This is a genomic window from Streptomyces sp. NPDC042371 (assembly GCF_056437465.1).
The window spans coordinates 815,886-838,875 of record NZ_JBWKAP010000003.1 but is presented as its reverse complement, the minus strand read 5'-3'; the positions used below and the strand labels follow the sequence as shown (position 1 = coordinate 838,875).

General features: G+C 71.5%; 15 protein-coding genes. 9 read left to right on the top strand and 6 right to left on the bottom strand.

The genetic code is table 11. From position 1 onward, the window contains the following. The 8 genes from AC068B_RS13065 to AC068B_RS13030 all read left to right on the top strand — a co-directional run. Nucleotides 1-613, top strand: a 613-nt coding sequence (locus AC068B_RS13065) for a phosphopantetheine-binding protein (RefSeq protein ID WP_478671236.1), incomplete at its 5' end; no start/stop codon positions are given. Between the two features lie 44 nt (nucleotides 614-657). Continuing rightward, a complete protein-coding gene (locus AC068B_RS13060; protein WP_478671235.1) occupies nucleotides 658-7,764 on the top strand; it encodes an amino acid adenylation domain-containing protein in 7,107 nt (2,368 codons plus the stop codon). Next, a complete protein-coding gene (locus AC068B_RS13055) occupies nucleotides 7,761-8,822 on the top strand; it encodes a cysteine synthase family protein (protein WP_478671233.1) in 1,062 nt (353 codons plus the stop codon). The genes AC068B_RS13060 and AC068B_RS13055 overlap by 4 nt, the downstream gene beginning before the upstream one ends. After that, the gene (gene argH / locus AC068B_RS13050) at nucleotides 8,819-10,276 is read left to right on the top strand and encodes an argininosuccinate lyase (RefSeq protein ID WP_478671232.1); all 1,458 of its coding nucleotides are present in this window, start codon (nucleotides 8,819-8,821) and stop codon (nucleotides 10,274-10,276) included. Before AC068B_RS13055 ends, argH begins: the two co-directional genes overlap by 4 nt. Further along, nucleotides 10,273-11,508: an ATP-grasp domain-containing protein gene (locus tag AC068B_RS13045; protein WP_478671230.1), complete on the top strand. Its 1,236-nt coding sequence runs from the start codon at nucleotides 10,273-10,275 to the stop codon at nucleotides 11,506-11,508. Before argH ends, AC068B_RS13045 begins: the two co-directional genes overlap by 4 nt. A 68-nt stretch (nucleotides 11,509-11,576) precedes the next feature. Then, on the top strand, nucleotides 11,577-12,275 hold the full coding sequence (locus AC068B_RS13040; RefSeq protein WP_478671228.1) for a thioesterase II family protein: 699 nt from the start codon (nucleotides 11,577-11,579) through the stop codon (nucleotides 12,273-12,275). 35 nt (nucleotides 12,276-12,310) lie between these two features. Beyond that, nucleotides 12,311-13,135, top strand: a complete 825-nt coding sequence (locus AC068B_RS13035) for an SDR family oxidoreductase (protein ID WP_478671227.1) — start codon at nucleotides 12,311-12,313, stop codon at nucleotides 13,133-13,135. Nucleotides 13,136-13,190: 55 nt separating this feature from the next. Beyond that, nucleotides 13,191-16,109 (top strand): non-ribosomal peptide synthetase, encoded by a 2,919-nt coding sequence (locus tag AC068B_RS13030; RefSeq protein WP_478671224.1) that lies wholly within the window; start codon nucleotides 13,191-13,193, stop codon nucleotides 16,107-16,109. Here the strand turns inward: AC068B_RS13030 and AC068B_RS13025 are convergent. After that, nucleotides 16,066-16,467, bottom strand: coding sequence for a hypothetical protein (locus tag AC068B_RS13025; RefSeq protein WP_478671223.1), 402 nt, complete (start codon nucleotides 16,465-16,467; stop codon nucleotides 16,066-16,068). The genes AC068B_RS13030 and AC068B_RS13025 overlap by 44 nt on opposite strands. Nucleotides 16,468-16,496: 29 nt before the next feature. Beyond that, nucleotides 16,497-17,756 (bottom strand): arginine deiminase, encoded by a 1,260-nt coding sequence (locus AC068B_RS13020; RefSeq protein WP_478671221.1) that lies wholly within the window; start codon nucleotides 17,754-17,756, stop codon nucleotides 16,497-16,499. 97 nt (nucleotides 17,757-17,853) lie between these two features. On the opposite strand from AC068B_RS13020, the gene AC068B_RS13015 reads away from it, so the two are divergent. Beyond that, nucleotides 17,854-18,783 (top strand): ornithine cyclodeaminase family protein, encoded by a 930-nt coding sequence (locus AC068B_RS13015; RefSeq protein WP_478671219.1) that lies wholly within the window; start codon nucleotides 17,854-17,856, stop codon nucleotides 18,781-18,783. A gap of 32 nt (nucleotides 18,784-18,815) precedes the next feature. Here the strand turns inward: AC068B_RS13015 and AC068B_RS13010 are convergent, their stop codons facing one another. The 4 genes from AC068B_RS13010 to AC068B_RS12995 form a co-directional block, all read right to left on the bottom strand. After that, nucleotides 18,816-20,093, bottom strand: coding sequence for a sulfite oxidase (locus AC068B_RS13010; protein ID WP_478671218.1), 1,278 nt, complete (start codon nucleotides 20,091-20,093; stop codon nucleotides 18,816-18,818). Between the two features lie 72 nt (nucleotides 20,094-20,165). Next, a complete protein-coding gene (locus AC068B_RS13005; protein WP_478671217.1) occupies nucleotides 20,166-20,777 on the bottom strand; it encodes a sugar kinase in 612 nt (203 codons plus the stop codon). Continuing rightward, nucleotides 20,778-21,935, bottom strand: a complete 1,158-nt coding sequence (locus AC068B_RS13000; RefSeq protein WP_356248777.1) for an ROK family glucokinase — start codon at nucleotides 21,933-21,935, stop codon at nucleotides 20,778-20,780. It lies immediately after the preceding gene. Nucleotides 21,936-22,161: 226 nt separating this feature from the next. Beyond that, nucleotides 22,162-22,983 (bottom strand): ATP-binding cassette domain-containing protein, encoded by an 822-nt coding sequence (locus AC068B_RS12995; protein ID WP_478671215.1) that lies wholly within the window; start codon nucleotides 22,981-22,983, stop codon nucleotides 22,162-22,164. Nucleotides 22,984-22,990 lie beyond the last annotated feature (7 nt).

The window sequence follows — 22,990 nt, the reverse complement described above, 5'->3', positions numbered from 1 at the left end:
CGACCACCAAGTCAAAATCCGCGGCCACCGCATCGAACTCGGCGAAATCGAAACCACCCTCACCCAACACCCCCACATCACCCAAGCCGCGGTCACCGTCACTGCCACCGGCGACGCGCCGGGTGGCGCACGGCTCGTCGGCTATGTGGTCGCGGCGCCGGGGTCGTCCCCTTTGGACATCGACGACGTACGCACCCGGTTGGCCGCCCGGCTCCCGGACCACATGGTTCCGTCGGTCCTGATGTCCCTCGACGGGCTGCCGCTGACCGCCAACGGCAAGCTCGACCGCAAGGCCCTGCCCCGGCCCACCGCGCCGACCACAACCACGACACGGCCGCCGCGCACGCCCCGCGAGCACACCCTCTGCCGCCTCTTCGCCGAGATCCTCGACACCGACACCATCGGCATCGACGACAACTTCTTCGACCACGGCGGCCACTCACTCCTCGCCACCCGCCTCACCAGCCGCATCCGCACCGAGCTCCAAACCGAAATCAACATCCAGGCGTTCTTCGAGAACCCCACGATCGCCGCAGCCGGGGTGTGGCTGGAGGCGGGCAAGCAGGTCAGGCCTGCCCTGCGTCCCATGCCCAGGCCGGAGGTAGCAGAATGATTCCCCTGTCGTTTGGCCAACGTCGGTTGTGGCTGCTGGACCAGATGGAAGGTCCCGGCTCCACGTACAACGTGCCGCTCGCCCTGCGCATGCACGGCACTGTCGACCACGCGGCCCTGGAGGCAGCGCTCAACGATGTGATCGAGCGGCACGAAAGCCTGCGCACGCTCTTTCCCAGCAAGGATGGCGAGCCTTTCCAGCAGATCCTCGCCGCGCGGCAGGCCCGGGTCGGGCTGCCGGTCGTCGAGTCGAGCACGGCCGAACTCGCGGCACGGCTTGCCGAGTTCGGCCATCGCCCCTTCGCCCTGGCGACCGAGATCCCGATCCGTGCCGCGCTGTTCTCCTTGGACTCCTCCGCGGCGCGGTCCGTGGCGGAAGGGGGCCAAGGAGAGCGCTCTGCCCATGTGTTGATGGTGCTGGTGCATCACATCGCTAGCGACGGGTGGTCGCTGGCCCCGCTGGCTCGCGACCTGGCCACCGCCTACACCGCCCGCACCCGGCACGCCGCGCCCCGCTGGGAACCCCTCCCGGTCCAGTACGCCGACTACACCCTGTGGCAACGCCAACTCCTGGGCGACGAGAGCGACCCCAGCAGCCTGGCCCACCAACAGCTCGCCTACTGGACCAACGCCCTCGCCGATCTTCCCGAAGACCTCGCCCTCCCCTACGACTTCGCCCGCCCGGCCCGCGCCACCAACCAGGGCGCCACCGTCCCCCTGACTATCGCCCCGGACCTGCACCAGCAGCTGACCACCCTGGCCCGCGACAACGGCGCCACCCTGTACATGGTCCTGCAGAGCGCCCTCGCCACCCTCCTCACCCGGCTCGGCGCGGGCGACGACATACCTGTCGGATCGGCCATCGCCGGGCGTACGGACGACGCACTCGACGACCTGGTCGGCTTCTTCGTGAACACTCTGGTCATGCGGACGGACACCTCGGGGGATCCCTCGTTCCGCACGCTGCTCGGCCGGGCACGGGATGCGGGCCTGTCCGCCTACGCGCATCAGGACCTCCCGTTCGAGCGGCTGGTCGAGGTCCTGCGGCCGAGTCGTACCGTGGCCAGGAGTCCGCTGTTCCAGGTGATGCTCGTCCTGCAGAACGCGGGTGAGGCCCGGCTGTCCCTGCCGGGGCTGCGCGTCGAGGCGGAGCCGGTGGAGGTGCGCACGGCGAAGTTCGATCTCACCCTCGATCTGGGCGAGCGCTTCACTCAGGAAGGCAGGCCGGACGGGGTCGAGGGCGTCCTCGAATTCTCCACCGACGTCTTCGAGCGGGAGACGGCGGAGCGGATGGTCGGCTGGCTGACGCGGATCCTCGAACAGGCGGCCGCAGCTCCGCGGACGCCGCTGAGCGCGTTCGAGCTGCTCGCACCCGAGGAGACCCGCCGCATGGTCGTCGAGTGGAACGAAACGGGTAGCAGGGCCGGAGCGGCGAGCGTCGTCGACCTCGTCGAGGCGTGGGCCGAGCGGACCCCTGATGCCGTGGCCGTCACGGACGCGGGAACCGTGCTGTCGTATGCCGAGCTGAACGGGCGCGCGAACCAACTCGCCGACTGGCTCGTCCGGCGGGGCGTGCGCACCGGGGCTCCGGTGGCGGTGCAGATGGAGCGCTCGGCGGAGCTCGTGGTGACGCTGCTTAGCGTGCTCAAGGCCGGGGGCGCCTACGTGCCGATGCACCCAGGCTTCCCGTCCGCGCGACGTCGGCACGTACTGGCCGATACGGGCTGCTCGTTGCTCCTGACGGACTCCGCGGCACGCGACGCGCTGGCGGCGGAGCTGACGGACGGGACAGACCGCGACGTCGATGTCGTCGCCGTGGAGACGCTTGAGCTGTCCGGCCTTTCGGCCGCGGATCCCGGGATCTCGCTGCACCCGGATCAACTCGCCTACGTCATGTACACCTCCGGCTCGACCGGTGTGCCCAAGGGAGTGGCCACCCGCCACCGTGACGTGGCGGATCTCGCGGTCGACCACCGTTGGGGCGACGCCCACGCGCGGGTGCTGCTGCACTCGCCGCACTCATTCGATGCCGCCACATACGAGCTGTGGGCGCCGTTGGCCCGCGGCGGTGAGATCGTCGTCGCTCCTCCGGGACAGCTGGACGCTCCGGCCGTCCGACGGCTGACGCACGACCACGGCGTGACGGCGATGTGGGTGACGGCCGGGCTGTTCCGGGTGCTGGCCGAGGAAGATCCCGAGTGCTTCGGCCGGCTGCGGGAGCTGTGGACGGGCGGGGACGCCGTGTCCCCGGTCGCGGTGCACCGCGTGCACCGCGCGTGCCCCGGGCTGACCGTCGTCAACGGCTACGGACCCACCGAGACCACCACCTTCGCCACGTCCCACCGGATCGCACGGACCGACGAGCCTTCGGCCACCGTGCCCATCGGCCGCCCGCTGGACGGTACGCGCGTCTACGTCCTTGACTCCGCGCTGCGCCCCGTCCCCGTCGGGGTGCCGGGTGAGCTGTTCGTTGCGGGGGCCGGGCTTGCCCAGGGCTACGTCAACGATCCCGCGCTCACCGCGCAGCGCTTCGTCGCCGACCCCTTCGGCCCCGTGGGTGGCCGGATGTACCGCACCGGCGACCTGGTCCGCTGGGACGGTGACGGTCGGCTGCACTACCTGGGCCGCACCGACCACCAGGTCAAGGTCCGCGGCTTCCGCATCGAACTCGGCGAGGTCGAGGGCGCCCTCGCACAGCAGCCCGGCGTCGCACAGGCCGCGGTGGCGGTCACCGGGGACGCCCACGTCGGCAAGCGGCTGGTGGGCTACGTGGTCCCGCAGTCACCCTCGCTCGACAGGGAACTCGACCTGGACGGCGTCCGCTCTCGGCTTGCCGCCCAGCTCCCGGACTACATGGTGCCGTCGGTGCTCGTACCGCTCGACCGGCTCCCGCTGACCGCCAACGGCAAGGTTGACCACCGGGCGCTGCCCACCCCGGACCTCTCGCCCTCCGGCACCGCCGTCGCGCCGCGCACTCCGCGCGAAGAGCTGCTGTGCGCCCTGTTCGCAGATCTGCTCGGCCTCGAACAGGTCGGCGCCGAGGACAACTTCTTCGATCTGGGCGGCGACAGCATTCTGTCCATCCAGCTGGCCAGCCGCGCCCGCCGTGCTGGCCTCGCAGTCTCCGCCCACCACGTCTTCCGGCACGGCACGCCCGCGTCCCTGGCCGCCGTCTCGGACACGGTGGACGGTTCGGAGAAGGAACCCGATGACGCGGCGTACGGCGAGGTCCCTGCCACGCCCATCGTGGAGTGGCTGCGGGAGAACGGCGGCCCCGTCGACGGCTTCCACCAGTCGGTTCTGCTGCACACGCCCGCCGGGCTCGACACCGCCACCGTCGCCGCCGCACTCCAGGCGGTGCTCGACCGCCACGACATGCTCCGGGCCCGCCTGGACGACTCCAGGAACGGCGCCGCGTGGACCTTCCAGGTTCCGCCACCCGGTGCCGTCCGCGCCGAGGACTGCCTGCACGCCCTTGCGGCCGGGCACCTGGACGCGGAGAACCTCACCGGGGAACTGGCGCGCGCAGCGGTCGCCGCGCGCGAGCGGCTTTCCCCTAGGGACGGGGCGATGCTCTCCGCCGTCCTGCTCAACGCCGGACCGGAGCGACCGGGTCAACTGCTACTGGTCGCCCACCACTTGGTCGTGGACGGCGTCTCGTGGCGCATCCTGGTCTCCGACGTCATCGCGGCGGTCACGGCCCTGCGGCAGGGGGCGAAGCCTGAGCTGAACTCCGTGGGGACGTCGTTCCGACGCTGGTCCCAGCGCCTCGGCACCCTCGCGTCGCACCCCGACCACGTCGCCGAGGCCGACCGTTGGCAGGAGGTGCTCGCCTGCCCAGACCCGTGGCTCGGCCAGCGGGACCGCGACCCGTCCGTGGACGTGCTCGGCGCGGCGCGGACCCTGTCGATGACCCTCGACGCCGACACCAGTGCGGCGCTCCTCGCGGACGTGGCACCGGCCTTCCACGCGGGAGCCGACGAGGTGCTGCTGACCGGCCTCGCGCTCGCCGTCGAGCAGTGGCGTCGCACCCGCGGCCAGGCGGCGGGCACCGGACTGCTCATCGACCTGGAAGGGCACGGCCGTACGGAGGAAGCCGTGGGCGGGGCCGATGTGTCGCGCACGGTGGGCTGGTTCAGCAGTCTCTACCCCGCCCATGTTGACCCCGGCCTCACCGGCTGGGAGGACCTCGACCCCCGAGGTGAGGAGCTGGGCAGGGCGCTCAAGCGCGTCAAGGAACAGTTGCGTGCGATACCGGGCAAGGGTCTCGGCTTCGGTCTGCTTCGCCACCTCAACCCCGGCACGCGGGCGCGGCTTTCGGCCGCGCCCCCGCAGCTGTGCTTCAACTACCTGGGGCGGGTGGCCGCGACCGGCGCCGCCGACGGGTGGGGTCTCGACAGCGGCTTCACGGTACCCGACGGCGACACGGACCGGCCCCTGGCCCACGCTCTGACCGTCGACTCCGTCGTGACCGAGGAGGCGCACGGGCCGCGGCTGACCGCTACGTGGACCTGGCCCGGCGGCCTGCTGTCCTTGGAGGAGGTCGACGGTCTTGGACGGATGTGGTTCGCGGCGCTGCGTGCGCTGGCCGACCACGCCCGACGGCCTGGATCCGGTGGCCACACGCCCTCGGACATGCCCCTGGTGCGCATCGGCCAGGAGAATCTGGACCGGCTGACGGTGTCGTATCCGGGACTCACGGACGTGTGCTCCCTCGCACCCCTGCAAGAAGGACTGCTCTTCCACGCGCAGTACGACCTAGAGGGACCCGATGTCTACACCGTCCAGATCAATCTGCCGCTGAGCGGGCCGCTGGATCCACAGGCGATGCGGCGGGCCGCGGCAGCGCTGCTCGCCCGGCACAGCGCGCTACGCGCCGCGTTCTGCGAGACCGGCGAGGCGGAGCTGGTCCAGGTCATCGTGGCCAACGCCGAGGTGCCGTGGGCCGAGCACGATCTGCGCGGCCTGGCAGGACCGGAGCGCGCCGCGCGTCTTGAGCGGCTGCTCGACGAGGACCGGACCCGGCGCTTCGACCTGTCGCGTCCGCCGCTGCTGCGCTTCACCGTGATCAGGCTCGGGCCGCAGGAGTGGCACGTCGTCCTGACCAACCATCACGTGTTGCTGGACGGCTGGTCGACGCCGCTGCTGCTGCAGGAGCTGTTCACGCTGTACGCGGCTGAGTCGACGGGGTCCGCCGAGCCGGGGTTGCCGCAGGCCAAGCCGTATCAGGACTACTTGGCCTGGCTCGGTCAGCAGGACCGGGCCGCCGCCCGGCAGGCGTGGCACCACGCGCTCGACGGGGTGCACGGCCCCACCCGTCTGGCGGCTCTGCCCGCGGGCGGTGAAGCCGTCCACGCCGAGAAGGTCATGGCCGAGCTGGCACCGGAGTTGACCCGCCGGCTCACCGACCGTGCACGAGGCCTCGGTCTTACGGTGAACACTCTGGTCCAGGGCGTATGGGGGCTGCTGCTCTCGCGCCTGACGGGCCGCCAGGATGTCGTGTTCGGAGCGACGGTCTCCGGGCGTCCGCCCGAGCTGCCCGGCGTCGAAGGCATCGTCGGCCTGTTCATCAACACCGTTCCTGTGCGCGTCCGGCTCGACCCGCAGGAATCAGCCGCCCACCTCCTCAAGCGTCTCCAGGACCAGCAGGCATCCCTGATGGCCCACCACCACCTCAGCCTCGTCGACATCCACCAACTCAGCGGCCACCCCACCCTCTTCGACACCGTGCTCGCCTTCGAGAACTACCCCTTCGACGCGGAGGCGCTGCCGTCGGCGGACGCCGCCCTGCGCTTCGGCGAGCCTGATGTGCGCGACGGGGCGCACTATCCGCTGGCCCTCCTCGTGACTCCGGGCGAGCGGCTGCACCTGCGGGCCGACTACCGGCCCGGCGTGTTCACTCCGGAGTCGGTCGGGGCGCTGATCGACCTGCTCACCGCGCTCCTCGACCAGGTCGCAGCCGACACCGACCGCCCGGTGGCGGAGCTGGCCGACACCTGCGATCAGCAGGTGCGCGCGGCCCTGGCCCTGCTGCCCACGGCCGAGGCGGCCCCGGACGGCCCAGTGGTCGCGGCCGCCCCCGCACGGACGCGCCGCCCTGCGCGCACGGAGCGGGAGAAGGTCCTGTGCGGGCTGTTCTCCGAGCTCCTTGACGTGCCCGAGTCCGAGGTGGGCCTCGACGACAACTTCTTCGAGCTGGGCGGCCAGTCGCTCCTGGCGGCCCGTCTCGTCCGCCGCATCCGGAGCACGCTGGACACCGAGGTGGACCTGCGCACCCTGTACGAGGGGGCGACGGTCGCCCAGCTCTGTGAACGGCTCGGCGCCGGTCAGCGGTCCACGGATCTCGGTGTCCTGCTGCCGCTTCGCGAGGGCGGAGAGGGGCCGCCGCTGTTCTGCGTCCATCCGGGCATCGGCATCAGCTGGTCCTACATCGGGCTGACCGAGCACATCGACCGCCAGCACCCGCTGTACGCGCTGCAGAGCCGGGGCATCGCCGAACCCGGCGCCCAGCCCCGGGACATGGCCGAGCTGGTCGACGACTACCTCGCCCAGATCCGCCGGATCCAGCCCGAGGGCCCCTACAACCTCCTCGGCTGGTCCTTCGGCGGGGTGGCGGCGTACGCCATCGCCGAGGAACTACAACGCCAGGGGCAGCAGGTAGCTCTGCTGGCGATGCTCGACTCCTATCCGGCGGCCGCGCTGCCGCCCACGGACCCGCACGAGGCCGAGGAGGGCATCCTGACGGAGCTGGCCCGCCATCTCGGCCACGATCTGGGGGCGTTGGGCATGCGGCCGCCCCGGCGCCGGGCCGTGCTCGACCTGCTCGGCGATGCGGGCGGCGCGGCGGCCGGGCAGGACCGGTCCACGCTGGAGGCGCTCGTCGACTCCGGGGCCAACAACACACGGCTGCTGCACGAGTACTCCCCCGGCGTCGTCCCCACGGACCTGCTGTTCTTCACCGCGGCCCACGATCTGTCCGAGGGCCGTTCGGCCACCGGGTCGTGGCAGCGGCACACCACCGGCCGCATCAAGGAACACCTCGTCAACGCCGGACACATGGGGATGACGGAGCCCGCCCCCTTGGCTGCCATCGGCGAGGTCGTCAACAAGCGGCTGGCCGCAACGTACGGAAACAGGAGCACCACCACATGACCGTGACCGCTGACACCTTCCAGGACATCACCGAGGCCAGACTCCTGCCGAAAGTCGTCCGACTCGGCGACAACCTCTACGGCGCGGTCTTCACCCTGATGAAGCTGGTCCCCGCGCGCTACATCCTGCGCCGGGCCCGGGAGCGGGGTGACCTGGAACCGGACACGGTGATCGTGGAGACCACCTCGGGGACCTTCGGCCTCGCCCTCGCCATGCAGGCCGCGCTGATGGACCGCCGCCTCGTGCTGGTCAGCGACCCGGTCATCGACCGCAATCTGCACTGCCGACTGACCGATCTGGGTGCCGAGGTCGACATCGTCGAGCAGCCCGCGCGGCACGGCGGCTTCCAGGGAGCCCGGCTCGAGAGGCTGAACGCGCTGCGGCAGCGGATGCCCGACACCTTCTGCCCGGAGCAGTACTCCAACCCCGACAACCCCACGTCGTACGCGGCCGTGGCCGATCACCTGTCCGCGGTGCTGGGCCAGGTCGACTGCGTGGTGGGCCCTGTGGGGTCCGGCGGCTCGATGTGCGGCACCGTGCGGGCGCTGCGCGAGAGCACCCCGCACACCACGGCGATCGGTGTCGACACCCACCGCAGCATGCTATTCGGCCAGCCCGACGGGGAGCGGCAGCTGCGTGGGCTCGGCAACAGCCTGATGCCGCCCAACCTCGACCATTCGATATTCGACGAGGTGCACTGGTGCACCGCGCAGGAGGCGTACTCCACCACCCGCTGGGCGCACCGTCGGCACGCTCTGTTCCAGGGCCCCACCAGTGGAGCGGCCCTGCTCGCGGCCCGGCATTGGGCGACTCGGCACCCCGACGCCCAGTGTGTGGTGATGCTCCCCGACGAGGGCTACCGGTATCTGGAGACGGTCTACGACGACGCCTGGATCACCGAGCAGGGGCTGCGGCTGTCCGGGCCGCCCGCCGGACCGGTCGAGGTCACCGACCCTTCGCAGGCGGGCGACGGGTGGAGCTGGTACCGCTGGGGGCGCAGGGACTACGCCTCGGTGCTCTCCGCGTCCGGCCACCGCGCGGCGGAGGTGTCTCGATGAGCGCCATGGGGCGACTGACGGCCACCGTCGGGCTGCGGACCCAGCGCCTGGTGTACGGCGAACTGACCCCGCAGGCCCTGGCCGACGACCTCTCCCTGACCACCGAGATCGACCTGGCCCATGTGGTGATGCTGGCGGAGCAGGGCCTGATCGACGGGCCGAGTGCCGCCGCGCTGCTGCGGCGCATCGTGGAGCTGCGCGCGGACGGCTTCGCCGAACTGCGGGACCTGCCCGCGCCTCGCGGTGTGTATCTGATGTACGAGGAGTTCCTGGCGCGGCAGCTCGGCCGGGACATCGGCGGCAGGCTGCACACGGGCCGCTCCCGCAATGACCTGAAGGCCACCGCGACGGCCATGCGGCTGCGCACGTGGGCGCTGGAGTTCCTCTCCGACGCCGTGCGCCTCGAAGCGGTGCTGCTGGCACGGGCGCGGGCCCATCGCGATGTGGTGATGCCCATTCACACCCACTTCCAGGCCGCCATGCCCGTCACGTACGGCTACTACCTCAACGGGGTGGCATGCGCGTTGGGGCGGGACATCACGGCGGTCCGGCAGAGCCTGACCGGCCTTGAGCGCTGCCCGCTCGGCGCGGGGGCGGTGGCCGGGTGCGACCTGCCGATCGACTCGGCGCGCACCGCGGTGCTGCTCGGCTTCGAGGGCCCCGCCGTGCACGCGGTGGACGCGGTGGCCAGCAGGGACGTCGTGCTCCGCCTGCTGGCCGCGGTCAGCGGTCTGGGGCTCACCTTGAGCCGCCTCGCCACGGATATGCAGCTCTGGAGCAGTGCGGAGTTCGGGTTTGTGACCTTCCCCGACCGTCTGGTCGGCGGCAGTTCGGCGATGCCGCAGAAGCGCAACGCGTTCCTGCTGGAGTACGTCAAGGCCAAGGCGGGCCTGGCCGTGGGTGCCTGGACCGCGGTGGCGGGGGCGATGAAGTCCACGCCGTTCACCAACACTATCGAGGTGAGCTCGGAGGCGGTGGGCGCCGCCTGGCCCGGCCTGTCGGCGGTCTCCGAGTCGGTGCAGTTGTGCCAGTCCCTCGTCGGCGGTGCCCGGCCGGTGCCCGGCCGGATGGAGGAGTGCGCCCGCGAAGGCTTCGTGACCGCGACGGCGCTGGCCAACCGTCTGGTACGCGCGGGCGTCCCGTTCCGCTCCGCGCACCATCTCGTCGGCGACGCCGTACGGCGGGCGGCGGACGAGGGCGGGACGGCACTGGACGGAATCGACCTGCCCGCCGGTGTGCCGCCGGAGGTGGGCGAGGACATCTCTCCGGCCGCGGCCGTGGCGGCCCTGAGCCAGGGCGGCGGTCCCGGTGCGTTCGACGCCGCCTTCGCCTCCGCGCACGCGGCGCTGAACGACCACTTCACCTGGAACCAACGGATGCGCAGCCAACTCGGTCACGCAGCAGGGACGTTGGAGGACAGCGTGTACCACCTGATCACGGAAGCGAGCCGATGAACGACACGCCCCGAAAGACCTGGCTTGCCCTGGTGGAGAGCAACACCACCGGCACCGGCCGCCTCTTCTGTGCGGCCGCCCGCAACCGAGGCCTGCGCCCCGTCGTACTGACCCGCGACCCCGCGCGCTACCCCTATCTGGCCCAGGACGCCGTCGACTTCCAGGTGCTGGACACCGCCGACCGCGATGCCGTACTGAACGCCTGCCGCCGACTCGCCGGCAGCGGGCCGGTCGGGGTCACCTCCAGCTCCGAGTACTTCATGGCCACCGCTGCCGCGGCCGCGGACGCACTCGGCCTGCCCCACCCCGACGCCGCCGCGGTGGCCCGATGCCGCGACAAGGAGCAGCAGCGCGACGCGCTCGCCGGGGCCCGCGTGGGTGTTCCCGCCTACCAGGGCGCCGACGATGCCGCCGGAGCGGTCCGTGCCGCCGAGCTCATCGGGTTGCCGGTGGTGGTCAAGCCGGTCGCGGGCTCCGGCTCGGTCGGTGTGCGCCGCTGCGACAGTCCCGATGAGGTGCGGCAGTGGGCGGACGGCCTCCTGGCCAGCACGGGGGGAAGGATCCTGGTCGAGGAGTACATCGACGGACCGGAGTTCTCCGTCGAGACCTTCGACCGCACGGTGGTCGGCGTGGTCCGCAAACATCTGGGCCCCGAACCCCATTTCGTCGAGACGGGCCACGACTTCGCGGCCACCGCCCACCAGGAGCAGGACGGAGCCCTCCTCGGCGAGACGGCCCTCCGGGCCGTCGCCGCACTCGGCCTGGGCTGGGGCGCGGCCCACACCGAGGTGCGTCTCGGGCGGCGCGGGCCCGTGATCGTCGAGGTCAATCCCCGGCTGGCGGGCGGCATGATCCCCGCGATGATCGAACTGGCCACCGGTGTGGACCTGGTCGACGCGGTGATCGCACGGGCGGCCGGTCAGCCGCTGCCCGGAGTCGTACCGGCCACGGGACACGCCGCCATCCGTTTCCTCTTCGCCCCGACCGAGGGCACCGTCGCCGCCACGCCCGACCTGTCGGAGATACGGGCGCTGCCCGATGTCGCGGCATGTGCCGTGACGACGTCCCCGGGCGATGCCGTGGAGCTCACCAACTCCTTCCGTGACCGCCTCGGTCACGTGATCTGTACCGGCCCGGACGCGGCAACCGCCCGGCGCAGCGTCGAGCGGGCCCTCGCCACGCTGCGCGCGGGCCTGGTCGTGCGCGCCGAGGCGTCCCTCACCTCCGCCTGACCGCCTCCCACTCGCCGTCCCCCGCCGAGCGGCCCGCCGGGCCGCGGCCGCACAAGTCTGAGGAAAGCATGTCGACAACACCGTTCTCGCTGGTCTGCCTGCCCTTCGCCGGAAGTGGTGCCGGTTTCTACCGCGCCTGGAAGGACCTTCCCTCCCACGGCGCGCGGGTGGTTCCGCTCCAGTTGCCGGGCCGCGAGGAGATGTTCCTCGACGACCCGTTCCAGGACGTGGCCCAGGCCGCCGCGACGTTGGCGCCCCGTGCACTCGAAGCCTGCGCGGACGGGCCTCCGATCGTGCTGTTCGGGCACAGCCTGGGGGCGGTACTGGCCTACGAAGTCGCCCGGGAGATGGAACGCATGGGTGCCCCGGCCCTTCGCCAGCTGGTCGTCAGCGGCTCGCCCGGCCCTTGGAACGGTCGCGCCGAGCGGGCCACCGGCCTCGACGACGCGGAATTCCTCGGTCGGGTGAGGGAGTTCGCCGGGTACAGGCACGAGGCCTTCGACGACCCCGACCTGCGGGAGCTGCTCCTGCCGCTGCTGCGGGCCGATGTGGCCATGCACGAGAACTACCAGCCGTCCAACCACGAACCGCTGGCCACCCCGGTCACCTCGCTGCGGGGAACCGAGGACACCCTCGTCTCCGGCGAGCAGGCCCAGCAGTGGCGCGAGGCCACCCGCGGCGCCTTCGAATACCGCGAACTGCCCGGCGGTCACATGTACTTGGCGGACTCTCCCGAGTTGCTGCTGCGCACCGCCGCCGACTGCTGACCTCTACAGACTTCCGGAAGAGAGAAGGAAACGGCATGCTGCTGAAGGGCAAGACCGTTGTCATCACCGGCGCGGCACGAGGGCTTGGCCGCGCCTGCGCCGTCCGGTTCGCCGCTGAGGGCGCCGATCTGCTGCTCCTCGACATCGCCGAGGACCTGGACGGAGTTCCGTACCCGCTGGGTTCACATGAGCAGCTGGCCCAGACGGCGCAGTTGTGCGAGCGCGGCGGCAGCGCCGTGGTCACCGCCGCCGTCGATGTGCGCGACCCGGAGCAGACCGAGGCGGTGGCGGACGACGCGCTGGAGCGGTTCGGGGCAGTGGACGTACTCGTCAACAACGCGGGCATCGCAGCGCCTTCGGGTAAGACCGCACACGACATATCCGAGGCCGAGTGGTCGCTGATGCTCGACACGGACCTGTCGGGTGCCTGGCGGATGACGAAGGCGGTCGCGCCGTCCATGGTGCGACGACAGTCCGGCAGCATCATCAACGTGGCGTCCACCGCGGGTACCGTCGGCTACCGGCACTTCGCGGGGTACGTCGCCGCCAAGCACGGGCTCATCGGGCTCACCAAGGCCACCGCCCTGGACTATGCCCCCTATCGGGTACGGGTCAACGCGCTGTGCCCCGGCTCGGTCCGCGACGACCCGACGGTGGAGGGCCGGATGCTTTCAGAGATCGCCCGCTGTCTCGACGTGCCCGTGGACGGGCACGAGCAGATCTTCATGCGGGACCAGCCCATGAACTCCCTGATCGAGCCGCCCGACATCGCAGGAGCGGCCCTGTGGCTTGCCGGGGACGACTCCCGCCAGGTCACGGGCAGCGTGCTGACCGTCGACGGCGGGTTCACCGCCCGGTGACCGGCTCCGCCCCCTCGCCCCCATCCCTGACGCCACCACTGACAGGAGGCCGCCCATGAACACGGCCCCGTTCCAGCCCGCCGCGCCCCTCCCGACGACTACGCCGCCGGGCCCCGCCCAGCGGCGGCCCAACGGCTGCCACAGCCTCGTGGCCCGCTCCGCGCACCCACTCGACTCGGCAACCGCCCACAGCCGACTGGCCGAGGGCGCCCGGCTGCAGCCCTCGCTGCGCAACGTGCGCCTGTGGGAGACAGCCGTACCCGCCCCGTCCCACGCGCCCACGGCCCAGGACCGGGCGCGCCGCGAGGCACTGCGCCCAGTGGGCTACGGCGGCTTCCCACTGCGCGCCGTTCTCCTGCGGTACGCGGACGGGCTCACCGACCTCGTTCTCGTGGCGGCCCGCTCGGCGGTTCCGCGGGCGACGCTGAACCAGGTCGTGGCGCTCCTGTTTGAAGGACCCGTGGCAGCAGGGAAGATCACACCGGTGACCGCGGCCGCCGACCTCGGCGCCGACCCGGCTCGCCCCGCGCCCTCCTGGGGGTTCGGCGACCCGCACGGCCCGGCTGCCCCGGAGCCGCTTCCTTTCGCTCTGCCCGCCACGGCTGTTCCGGCGGCCCGGCTCCTGACTGCGGCCGCCGCACTCACACTCGCCCGGTACGAAGCGGACGACAGCGTCGAGATCGGGAGGCTCGGCGCGGGGGACGACAGCACGCACGGCACGGTGCTCGTGCACACCGCCAAGGCTCACGGGGCACAAGGCCGTGCCGACTTCCTGGCACAGTTCGACAGCGCGCCAACGCCTTCCGCCGCACGCGTGCTTCCCGCGGTCGGCGTAGAGTTGAGCGAGGCCGGGCCCGGGCGGCAGTACCGCCCCTGCCTGGCTCCGGTGTTCCCCCTCACCCTCCACGGAGAGCGGCAGCCCGACGGCTCCGTCACCGGCAGTTGCTCCTTCGACCCGGCAATGGTGGACGCGCGCATCGCCGCGCAGTTCTGCGAGCACCTCACCCACGTCGCGGCACAGCTCGCCGACGGCCCAGACGCCGACGAGCTCTCGACTGTCCAGCTCATGCCCGACGCCGGAGCCGCGGACGTACTGCGTCTGGGAGGTGCCGGCACGCCCTCGCCCGCCGACGGACGGATCGAGCACAGGCAGATCCACCGCCACTTCGAGCAGGTGGCCGCCCAGCAGCCGGACACCGTCGCCCTGACGGTCGGCGACGAGGAGTTCACCTACCGCCGCCTGAACGAGGAGGCAGAACTGCTGGCGCAGGGGCTGCGCTCACTGGGTTTCGCACCCGGCGGCCGGATCGGCGTCTTCCTCGACCGCGATGCCACCCTCGTGCCCGCGCTGCTCGCCGTGCTCAAGGCCGGATGCGCCTACGTGCCGATGGACGTGCGCTATCCGCAGGAGCGACTGCGATACACGGCCGAGGATGCCGGGCTCGGTGTCGTCATCGGCTCCGCCGGGCAGTTCCCCGTGATCGAGGGCCTGCGGGTGATCAGCCCTCGCGATCTCCGCACGCTGGGCACCACAGCCGCGCCGCAGGCCACGTCGCTCTCCGCTGACGGCGATTCGACCGCCTACGTGATCTACACCTCCGGGTCGACCGGGCGCCCCAAGGGTGTCGCGGTCCCTCATCGCAATCTGCTGTCCCTGATCGCTGCCACCGCTGCGGACTTCGCACTGGACGCCACCGACGTCTGGACGTTCTTCCACTCCAGCGCGTTCGACTTCTCCGTCTGGGAGATCTGGGGCTGCCTGCTCACCGGGGGCCGTCTCGTCGTGGTGCCGTACTGGGTGACCCGGGACACCGACGATTTCCACGAACTGCTCTCCCAGCAGCAGGTCACCGTGGTCAACCAGACCCCGTCGGCCTTCTCCCAACTGATCCGCGCCGATGGCTACCGCCCTCGCGAACTCGCTGTCCGCCTGGTCGTCTTCGGGGGCGAGCCGCTCGACGTACGGATGCTGAACCCTTGGTTCTCCCGCCACTCCCCCAGCCGGTGCCGCCTGGTGAACATGTTCGGCATCACCGAGACCACCGTGCACGTCACCGCCGAGACGATCACACCGAGCCATGTCGCCGCAGGGTCCCGGTCGGTCGGGCGGGCCCTTCCCGGCTGGTCGGTCTCGGTCCGCGACGAGCACGGACGGCTCCTCCCGCCGGGACCGGCCGGGGAGGTCTATGTGGGCGGCGCCGGAGTGGCCAGCCACTACTTGGGCCGCCCGGAGCTGACGGCGGAAAGGTTCATCACCGACGCCACCACGGGCGAACGCCTGTACCGCAGCGGTGACAAGGGCCGGTTGCGGCCGGACGGCCGTCTCGACCACCTCGGCAGGCTGGACAGCCAGGTCAAAATACGCGGCCACCGCATCGAGCTGGACGAGATCCGCTCGGTGCTGCTCGCCGATCCCGCCGTCAGCGCGGCAGCCGTTGTGGTGCATCAGCACGACCTCGCCGACCCCGCCGACAACCGTATCGACGCCTACGTCGTCAGCGCCACGGGCAGCGACTTGCGGGAGGTCCTCGCGGGGGCCCGTCGGATCCTGCCCGACTACATGGTGCCCGCCACCCTCACCGAGGTGCCCTCGATCCCCCTCACTCTCAACGGCAAGCTGGACAGCGCGCGGCTCCCGGCCCCGGAACGCGTCCCGGCGGAACGTGACGCTCAGGAGCCGTCCCCGGCCGTCGGCGCCGACAGCGATGTCGCCACGGAGATTCTCCGCATCTGGAGTCGGCTCCTCAACACGGACGTGCGGCCCGCAGACAACTTCTTCGAGCTCGGCGGCAATTCGCTCCTGGTCATCAAGGCCCTCGCCGACATGCGGGAGTCGAACCTGCCCAAGGTGACCACCCGGCAGTTCTACAGCAACTCGACCGCCGCACAGTTCATCCGGTTCGTCCGCGGTCTCGAGGCCGGGACGACCACTAACCGTGCCTATCGAGACGGCCACGCACGAACGGCGCGGTGACCAAGACGAACAGCGTGAAAAAGGTGAGACGTTGAAGCCCTGGATGGTCGGCGAACCCACCCTGCTGGAGTTCGTACACCGCATACCAGTTGGCACACAGGTCGGTCAGCATGATTCCGCACGTCAGATCGGTTCCCGACCGACGCCCGAGCAGCAAAAGCAGGGCCGCTGCCGTGTCGAAGACCGTCAGCGAAGCCCAGTAGACGTTCAGCCAGTCCGGAGCCCAGTCGTACGTGTAGATCCCACCTCGCAGGAGGTCGGTGAAGTGCGATGCGGCTCCGACCAGGAGCAGCACGGCGACGTAGAGCCACACCAGGGCAACGGTCCATCGTGGGGCCCGGTGCATCCATGCGCTCATGCGAATGATCGTGTCACAGGGCCGGAGCCTCAGAAGGCGACGGCGTCCCGGATCAGCGGGCACGTCATGCAGTGGCCGCCGCCGCGGCCGCGCCCCAGCTCGGCGCCGACGATCGTGATGACCTCTACGCCTGCCTTGCGCAGCAGGGTGTTGGTCTGGGTGTTGCGGTCGTACGTGAAGACCACGCCCGGCTCCAGGGCGACGGCGTTGTTGCCGCTGTCCCACTGCTGGCGCTCCGACGCGTAGACGTCTCCCCCGGTCTCGATCACCCGCATCGAGGAGAGTCCGAGCGCCTTGGTGACGACGTCGACGAACGTGCGTGATCCCTCGTCGGTGATCGAGACCCCGGCGGGGCCGTCGCCGGGGCGGAGCGTGAACGTGTGTACGGCGTCCATGATCTTCGGGTAGAGGGTGACGATGTCGCGGTCGGCGAAGGTGAACACGGTGTCGAGGTGCATCGCGGCGCGCAGTCTGGGCATGCCCGCGACGACGATCCGGTCGGCCGCGCCCTTGTCGAACAGCGCGGCGGCGACCTGGGTGATGGCCTGGCGGGAGGTGCGTTCGCTCATGCCCATGAGGACGACGCCGTTGCCGACGGGCATGATGTCGCCGCCCTCGAAGGCCGCCTGGCCCCAGTCGAGTTCGGGGTCGCCCCACCAGACGGTGGAGCCGGTGAAGTCGGGGTGGAACTGGTAGACCGCCTTCATCAGCAGCGTCTCGTCGTGCCGGGCGGGCCAGTAGAGCGGGTTCAGGGTCACGCCGCCGTACAGCCAGCACGTGGTGTCGCGGGTGTAGAGGGTGTTCGGCAGCGGTGGCATCAGGTATTCGCCCGCGCCGGTGGACTCGCGGACGAGCGCGACGTAGTCGGAGCGGAACTCGTCCGGCAGGTCCGTGGTGGCCAGGCCGCCGATCAGGTATTCGGCGAGCTTTTGCGGCTCCAGCGTCTCCAGGAAGGCGCGGGTGTCGTCCATGAGTCCGAACCCGACCTGATTCGCGGTGATCTTCCGCTCTAGGAGCCAGTCCCTGGCGCCGGGGACGCCCACGGTCTGCGCGAGCAGGTCGTGCAGCTCGACGACCTCGACACCGCGCTGCCTGAGCTTGTCGACGAAGTCGGCGTGGTCGCGCTGGGCGTTCTCCACCCACATCACGTCGTCGAAGAGCAGGTCGGCGGAGTTGGTCGGGGTCAGGCGGCGGTGGGCGAGCCCGGGCGCGCAGACCAGGACCTTGCGGAGCCTGCCGACCTCGGAGTGGACGCCGTAGCCCGGTCCGGTGGTGTCGTTCTCTGTCACGGTGTGCCTTTCCGGAGCGGTCCGGGGGCATAGAGGCCAGGACGCACTGCAGCCACTGCCAGTGCAATTTAACGCTTGCGTGGAAGGTTGTCCTGATATGCACCACCTCGATGCCGGAGCCGTCGAACGCCTCGTCCCCATGTCCGCCGCGATCGACGCGCTGGAGGCCGTCCTCGCCGCCGGGCTCGACCCCGCGGCGGAGCCGGACCGCGGCGTCGTGGACGTGCCCGGCGGCCAGCTGCTGATGATGCCGTCGGCCACGGCGTCGTACGCGGGCGTGAAGGTCGCCACGGTCACACCGGGCAACGCGGACCGCGGCCTCCCCCGCGTCCAGGGCCTGTACCTCCTCCTGGACGGCGAGACCCACACACCGCTGGCCCTCCTGGACGGCATCGCGCTGACGTCACTGCGCACCCCGGCCGTGTCCGGGGTGGCCGTCGGCCAGCTGGCGGTACCGGACACCGGGCGGCTCGTCGTCTTCGGGACCGGGCCGCAGGCGTGGGGGCACGTGGAGGCGGTGCGGGCGGTGCGTCCGGGGCTGCGCCACGTCGACGTGGTCGCGCGGCACAAGGGCCGGATGGCGGACTTCGTCGCCCGCTGCCGTGCCGCGGGCCTCTCGGCGTCCGCGGCGACGGCGGACGCCGTGGCCCGCGCGGACGTGGTCTGCTGCTGCACCACGGCCCGCGAACCCCTCTTCGACAGCTCCCTGCTGCCCGACCACGCCACGGTCGCCGCGGTCGGCTCCCACGAGCCGGACGCCCGCGAGGTCGACGCCGCTCTCGTGGGCCGCGCCACGGTGGTGGCGGAGTCCCGCTCGGTGGCGGCGCGGGAGTGCGGCGACCTGGTCCTCGCCGCCGCCGAGGGAGCCTTCGACATGGCGCGGCTGCACACGCTGGACGCCCTGGTCAGGGGCGAGGTGCGGGCCGGGGAAGGGCGGCCCCGGCTGTTCAAGTCGGCGGGGATGGCCTGGGAGGACCTGGCCGTGGCGGCCGCCGCGTACGAACGGTGGGCGGCGGCCGCCGGGTGAGGTGCCGGGGCCAGGGGCCATGGGCCAGAACCTCAGGCGCTCACCGTCACCGCGTGCCTCACCACCGCGTCGAACAGATACCCCTGGGTGTTGAACACGGTCGTCTCCGGCTGGGTCCGGCCCGTGGAGTCCGTGGCACGGGAGAGGAGCTCGGCAGGGCCCGCCTTGCCGGGCTTCCACGGGGCCGACCAGCGGGTCCAGGAGCCTCGCCGCCCGGGGTCGTGCAGCCGCGCCCCCCGCCAGGACGCGCCGCCGTCCGTGCTCACCTCGACCCGGGTGATCGCTCCCTCGGCCGACCAGGCGCGGCCCGTGAGCCGGTGCCGGGTGTGCGCGGACAGGGTCGCGTTCAGCGGGAGCTCGAAGGCCGACTTCAGGGTCTGCCGGGTCAGCGGAGCGCTGCCCTCGGGCGGATAGGCCTCTCCGTAGAGGCGGTAGAAGTCCGTGTTCCAGGGCGAGTAGAGCGGCGTGGTGGAGACCTCGATGTCGCCCAGCCACTTGATCGAGGAGATGCCCACCCAGGAGGGGGCGAGGAGGCGCACCGGATACCCGTGGTCGGGGGGCAGCGGCTCGCCGTTCATCTCATACGCGAGGATGACGTCGTCCAGCGCCTTGGAGATCGGCATGGGGCGGCGCACACGGCCGTAGTTCGTGCCGTTCGACGTGACGTACTCGTCGTCGAGGCCGCGCGGCATGATGTCCACCGTCCGGCCGGAGAGACCCGCCTTGCGCAGGACGTCGGAGAGGCGTGCCCCACGCCAGTGGGCCGTGCCGATCGCGCCCATGGTCCACGGGGTGCCCGAGCCCGCCTGGCCCTGCTGCGTCTTGAAGAAGTTCCGCGCATTGCCCGCGCACTCGACGAACGCGGTGCGGGTCACCGGCTTGAAGCGCCTGAGGTCCGCGAGGGTGAACTCCCGCGCGCCGCCCGTCAGCCCGTCGCCCCAGATGTTCAGCTTCCAGGCCGCCGCGTCGACGAGGGGGGTCTTCGTGTGGTTGCGGACGAAGAAGCGGGAGGCCGGGGTGGTGAAGCCGGTGTCCGCGAACGCTTCGAAGCGGGCCTCCGCGTTCGTGCCGTGGACGATGAACCACTCCGGCGGCAGGGGCTTGACGATGCCCCCCTCCGCCGCGCCCCCTTCCGCCGCGGCCGCCGGGGCCATCGACAGGCCTGCCGGTACCGCGGAGACCAGGCCCGCGGCGACGGCCAGCTTCAGCATGTCGCGGCGCCCCACCCCTCCGGCGCGGGCCCGTCCGGCTAACCACTGGTTCAATCTGCGTCTGTCGTACGACGCCTCTGATTCCGGGAGTCTGCTCATGGCCTCACGGTAGGAGGCCCGGCGGCGGCACACCGGGTGATCGCCGCCATCTTCACAATCGGCCGGGCGATTTCACGGCGTCGTCGTCGACACGACGTAAATCATCGGATGCTGCGCGTTCGAGCGGTCCACGACCACGTCCAGCGTCGGCGCCGGGTCCTTGTGCTCGTGGGTGAGGCCGTACCAGGGGCCGGGGCCCGTGAACTCCCAGCCGACGACCTTCTGGTCGCGCTTGCTGATGGTGATGTCGTCCGCCTTCAGGGCGCTCTCGCTGGTGCCGATCTGCTTGAGGAACCGCTGCAGGCCCGCGTTGCTGGTGAGGAACTGTACGTAGAGACGGCTGGTGCGCCAGTTGTTCGTCTCGTAGTAGGCGACCTCCTCCGAGTACGGCTGGACCGGCACGTCGTACAGACGGCGCTGCACCTTGGAGGGCCAGCCCTCGGTGAGGCCCGTCGCGGAGTACTTGTCCTCCTTGTCGCGGCCGCTGTTGCGGCTCTGGTTCGCGGAGATCACCAGATATCCGGCGGGCACGCCGATGAGCAGCACGATGATGATCGCCGTCAGCCACCGGCGGCGGATCATGTGGCTGCGGTCCTCGGTCTTGCGGGCCTTGCCCCCCTCCCGCTCCGACGGCTCGGGGGCACCGGGCTGGTCCGGGGACGAGGGCTGGCGTGGCACGGTCATCTACTGGGTTCCCTGGGATGTGCGGTCGTTGGTGCGGCGCGCCTCTGCGTAGCGCTCATAGCGTTCGTAGCGCTCCACGCGGCGCCGGTTGGCGCGGCGGAAGCGGCGGGCGACGAGGCGGGACAGGTCGGCGGCGCCCACCATGCCCGCCTCGGGGCCGAGCTGGGCGCGGGCGATGCGGGCCTCGGGGCGGTAGCCGCGGCCGGTCAGGTGACGGCGGAAGGCGTCGCGGGCCGGGCCGATCAGGAGGTCGTCGGCGGCGCTGACGCCACCGCCGATCACGAAGCAGGAGGGGTCGAGGGCGGCGGCGAGGTTCGCGATGCCGACGCCGAGCCACTGGCCGATGTCCTGGAGGAGCTCGACGCACATGGCGTCGCCCTCGCGGGCCAGCTCGGTGATGAGCGGTCCCGTGATGTCGGGGACGTTGCCCTTCACGCGCTCGATGATGCCGTACGCGACCGGGGAGTCGGCGGCGGCGAGCTCGCGGGCCTCCCTGACCAGCGCGTTCCCCGAGCTGTACTGCTCCCAGCAGCCGCGGTTGCCGCACGGGCAGCGGTGGCCGCCGGGGACGACCTGCATATGGCCGAACTCTCCGGCCACGCCGAACTTGCCGCGCTTGACCTGGCCGTCCTCCAGGATCGCGCCGCCGATGCCGGTGCCGAGGGTGATCATGACCAGGTGGTCCTCGCCGCGGCCCGCGCCGAAGCGCCACTCCGCCCAGGCGGCGGTGTTCGCGTCGTTGTCGACCATGACGGGGACGGCCAGGCGGCCCGAGATGCGGTCCCGCAGGGGCTCGTTCCGCCAGGACAGGTGCGGGGCGAAGAGCACGCGGTTGCGGTCCGCGTCGACCCAGCCCGCGGCGCCGATGCCGACGGCGTGCACGTCGTGCCGGTCGGAGAGGTCGAGGACCAGCTCGACGATGGTGTCCTCGACGACCTTGGGGCTCTTGGACTTGTCCGGGGTCTCCGTGCGGAGGGTCTCCAGGATGTTCCCGTCGGGGTCGACGACGCCCGCCATCACCTTGGTGCCGCCGATGTCGATGCCGACGGTGTTGACGCGGGGCGCCGTGAGGTGCGATCGGCGTTCGCGGGTGCCCACGGTCCGCAGGACGGTGGCTCGTGCGGAGCCGCGGTGCGCGAGGTCGCGGTAGGTGCTCATTGCGGCGATTCTGCCTCACGCTCGCGGGGGCGCGCACACGGGACCCCGGGCGTGGGGGCACTGTTCCCGGTGACCCCGGGCCGGGTAGCCCAGGGGCGCGGGGAACTGCGCGACCAGCCACGGCAGACACGCAGCCGCGTCTGCTCGGTCGCCCCGCAGACGCGTCTGCGGCTTTTCGTGGGCTGGTCGCGCAGTTCCCCGCGCCCCTAAAAGCGGGTCCCGGCCGTCAGGCCGGGCCCCGGCCCTCCAGCTCGTGACGGAGGTCGTCCAGTTCGCTGCCGCCCGCCATCTGGCGGGTCAGTTCGTCGAGGGTGATGTCGTCGCGGGTGTAGCTGCCGGACATCGTGCCGCGCTTCAGGAGGACGAACCGGTCGCCGACCAGGTACGCGTGGTGCGGGTTGTGGGTGATCAGGACCACGCCCAGGCCCGCGTCCCGCGCCGCCGCCACGTACTTCAGGACGACACCGGACTGCTTGACGCCGAGCGCGGCGGTCGGCTCGTCCAGGACGAGGACCTTCGCGCCGAAGTGGACGGCGCGGGCGATGGCCACGCACTGGCGCTCGCCGCCCGAGAGCGTGCCGATGGGCTGGTCCACGTCCCGCAGGTCGATGCCCATGCGGAGCAGTTCCGCATGGGTCGTCTCGCGCATGAGGTCGACGTCCATGCGGCGGAAGGGGCCCACGCCCTTCGTCGGCTCGGAGCCGAGGAAGAAGTTGCGCCAGACCGGCATCAGGGGGACCACGGCGAGGTCCTGGTAGACCGTGGCGATGCCCCGGTCCAGCGCGTCGCGCGGGTTGGCGAGCCGCGCCTCCTCGCCCTCGATCGTGAAGCGTCCCGCGTCGTTCCTGTGCAGCCCCGCGATGATCTTGATCAGGGTCGACTTGCCCGCGCCGTTGTCGCCGAGCACGCAGGAGATCTCCCCCGCGTGCACTTCGAGGGAGACGCCTTCGAGGGCGCGGATGTTGCCGTAGTACTTGCTGACGTCGTCGAGCTCGACGAGCGGCGTGCGCCCGCCCTCGTCCGCGGGGACCGCGTCGGTCTTCGTCATGTCCGTG

Coding starts and splice junctions, on each gene's coding strand:
- AC068B_RS13055 (WP_478671233.1), top strand. CDS start 7,761: ATGACCGTGACCGCTGACACCTTCCAGGACATCACCGAGGCCAGACTC.
- argH (WP_478671232.1), top strand. CDS start 8,819: ATGAGCGCCATGGGGCGACTGACGGCCACCGTCGGGCTGCGGACCCAG.
- AC068B_RS13040 (WP_478671228.1), top strand. CDS start 11,577: ATGTCGACAACACCGTTCTCGCTGGTCTGCCTGCCCTTCGCCGGAAGT.
- AC068B_RS13015 (WP_478671219.1), top strand. CDS start 17,854: ATGCACCACCTCGATGCCGGAGCCGTCGAACGCCTCGTCCCCATGTCC.
- AC068B_RS13005 (WP_478671217.1), bottom strand. CDS start 20,777: ATGACCGTGCCACGCCAGCCCTCGTCCCCGGACCAGCCCGGTGCCCCC.
- AC068B_RS12995 (WP_478671215.1), bottom strand. CDS start 22,983: ATGACGAAGACCGACGCGGTCCCCGCGGACGAGGGCGGGCGCACGCCG.
- AC068B_RS13000 (WP_356248777.1), bottom strand. CDS start 21,935: ATGAGCACCTACCGCGACCTCGCGCACCGCGGCTCCGCACGAGCCACC.
- AC068B_RS13035 (WP_478671227.1), top strand. CDS start 12,311: ATGCTGCTGAAGGGCAAGACCGTTGTCATCACCGGCGCGGCACGAGGG.
- AC068B_RS13010 (WP_478671218.1), bottom strand. CDS start 20,093: ATGAGCAGACTCCCGGAATCAGAGGCGTCGTACGACAGACGCAGATTG.
- AC068B_RS13045 (WP_478671230.1), top strand. CDS start 10,273: ATGAACGACACGCCCCGAAAGACCTGGCTTGCCCTGGTGGAGAGCAAC.
- AC068B_RS13025 (WP_478671223.1), bottom strand. CDS start 16,467: ATGAGCGCATGGATGCACCGGGCCCCACGATGGACCGTTGCCCTGGTG.
- AC068B_RS13030 (WP_478671224.1), top strand. CDS start 13,191: ATGAACACGGCCCCGTTCCAGCCCGCCGCGCCCCTCCCGACGACTACG.
- AC068B_RS13060 (WP_478671235.1), top strand. CDS start 658: ATGGAAGGTCCCGGCTCCACGTACAACGTGCCGCTCGCCCTGCGCATG.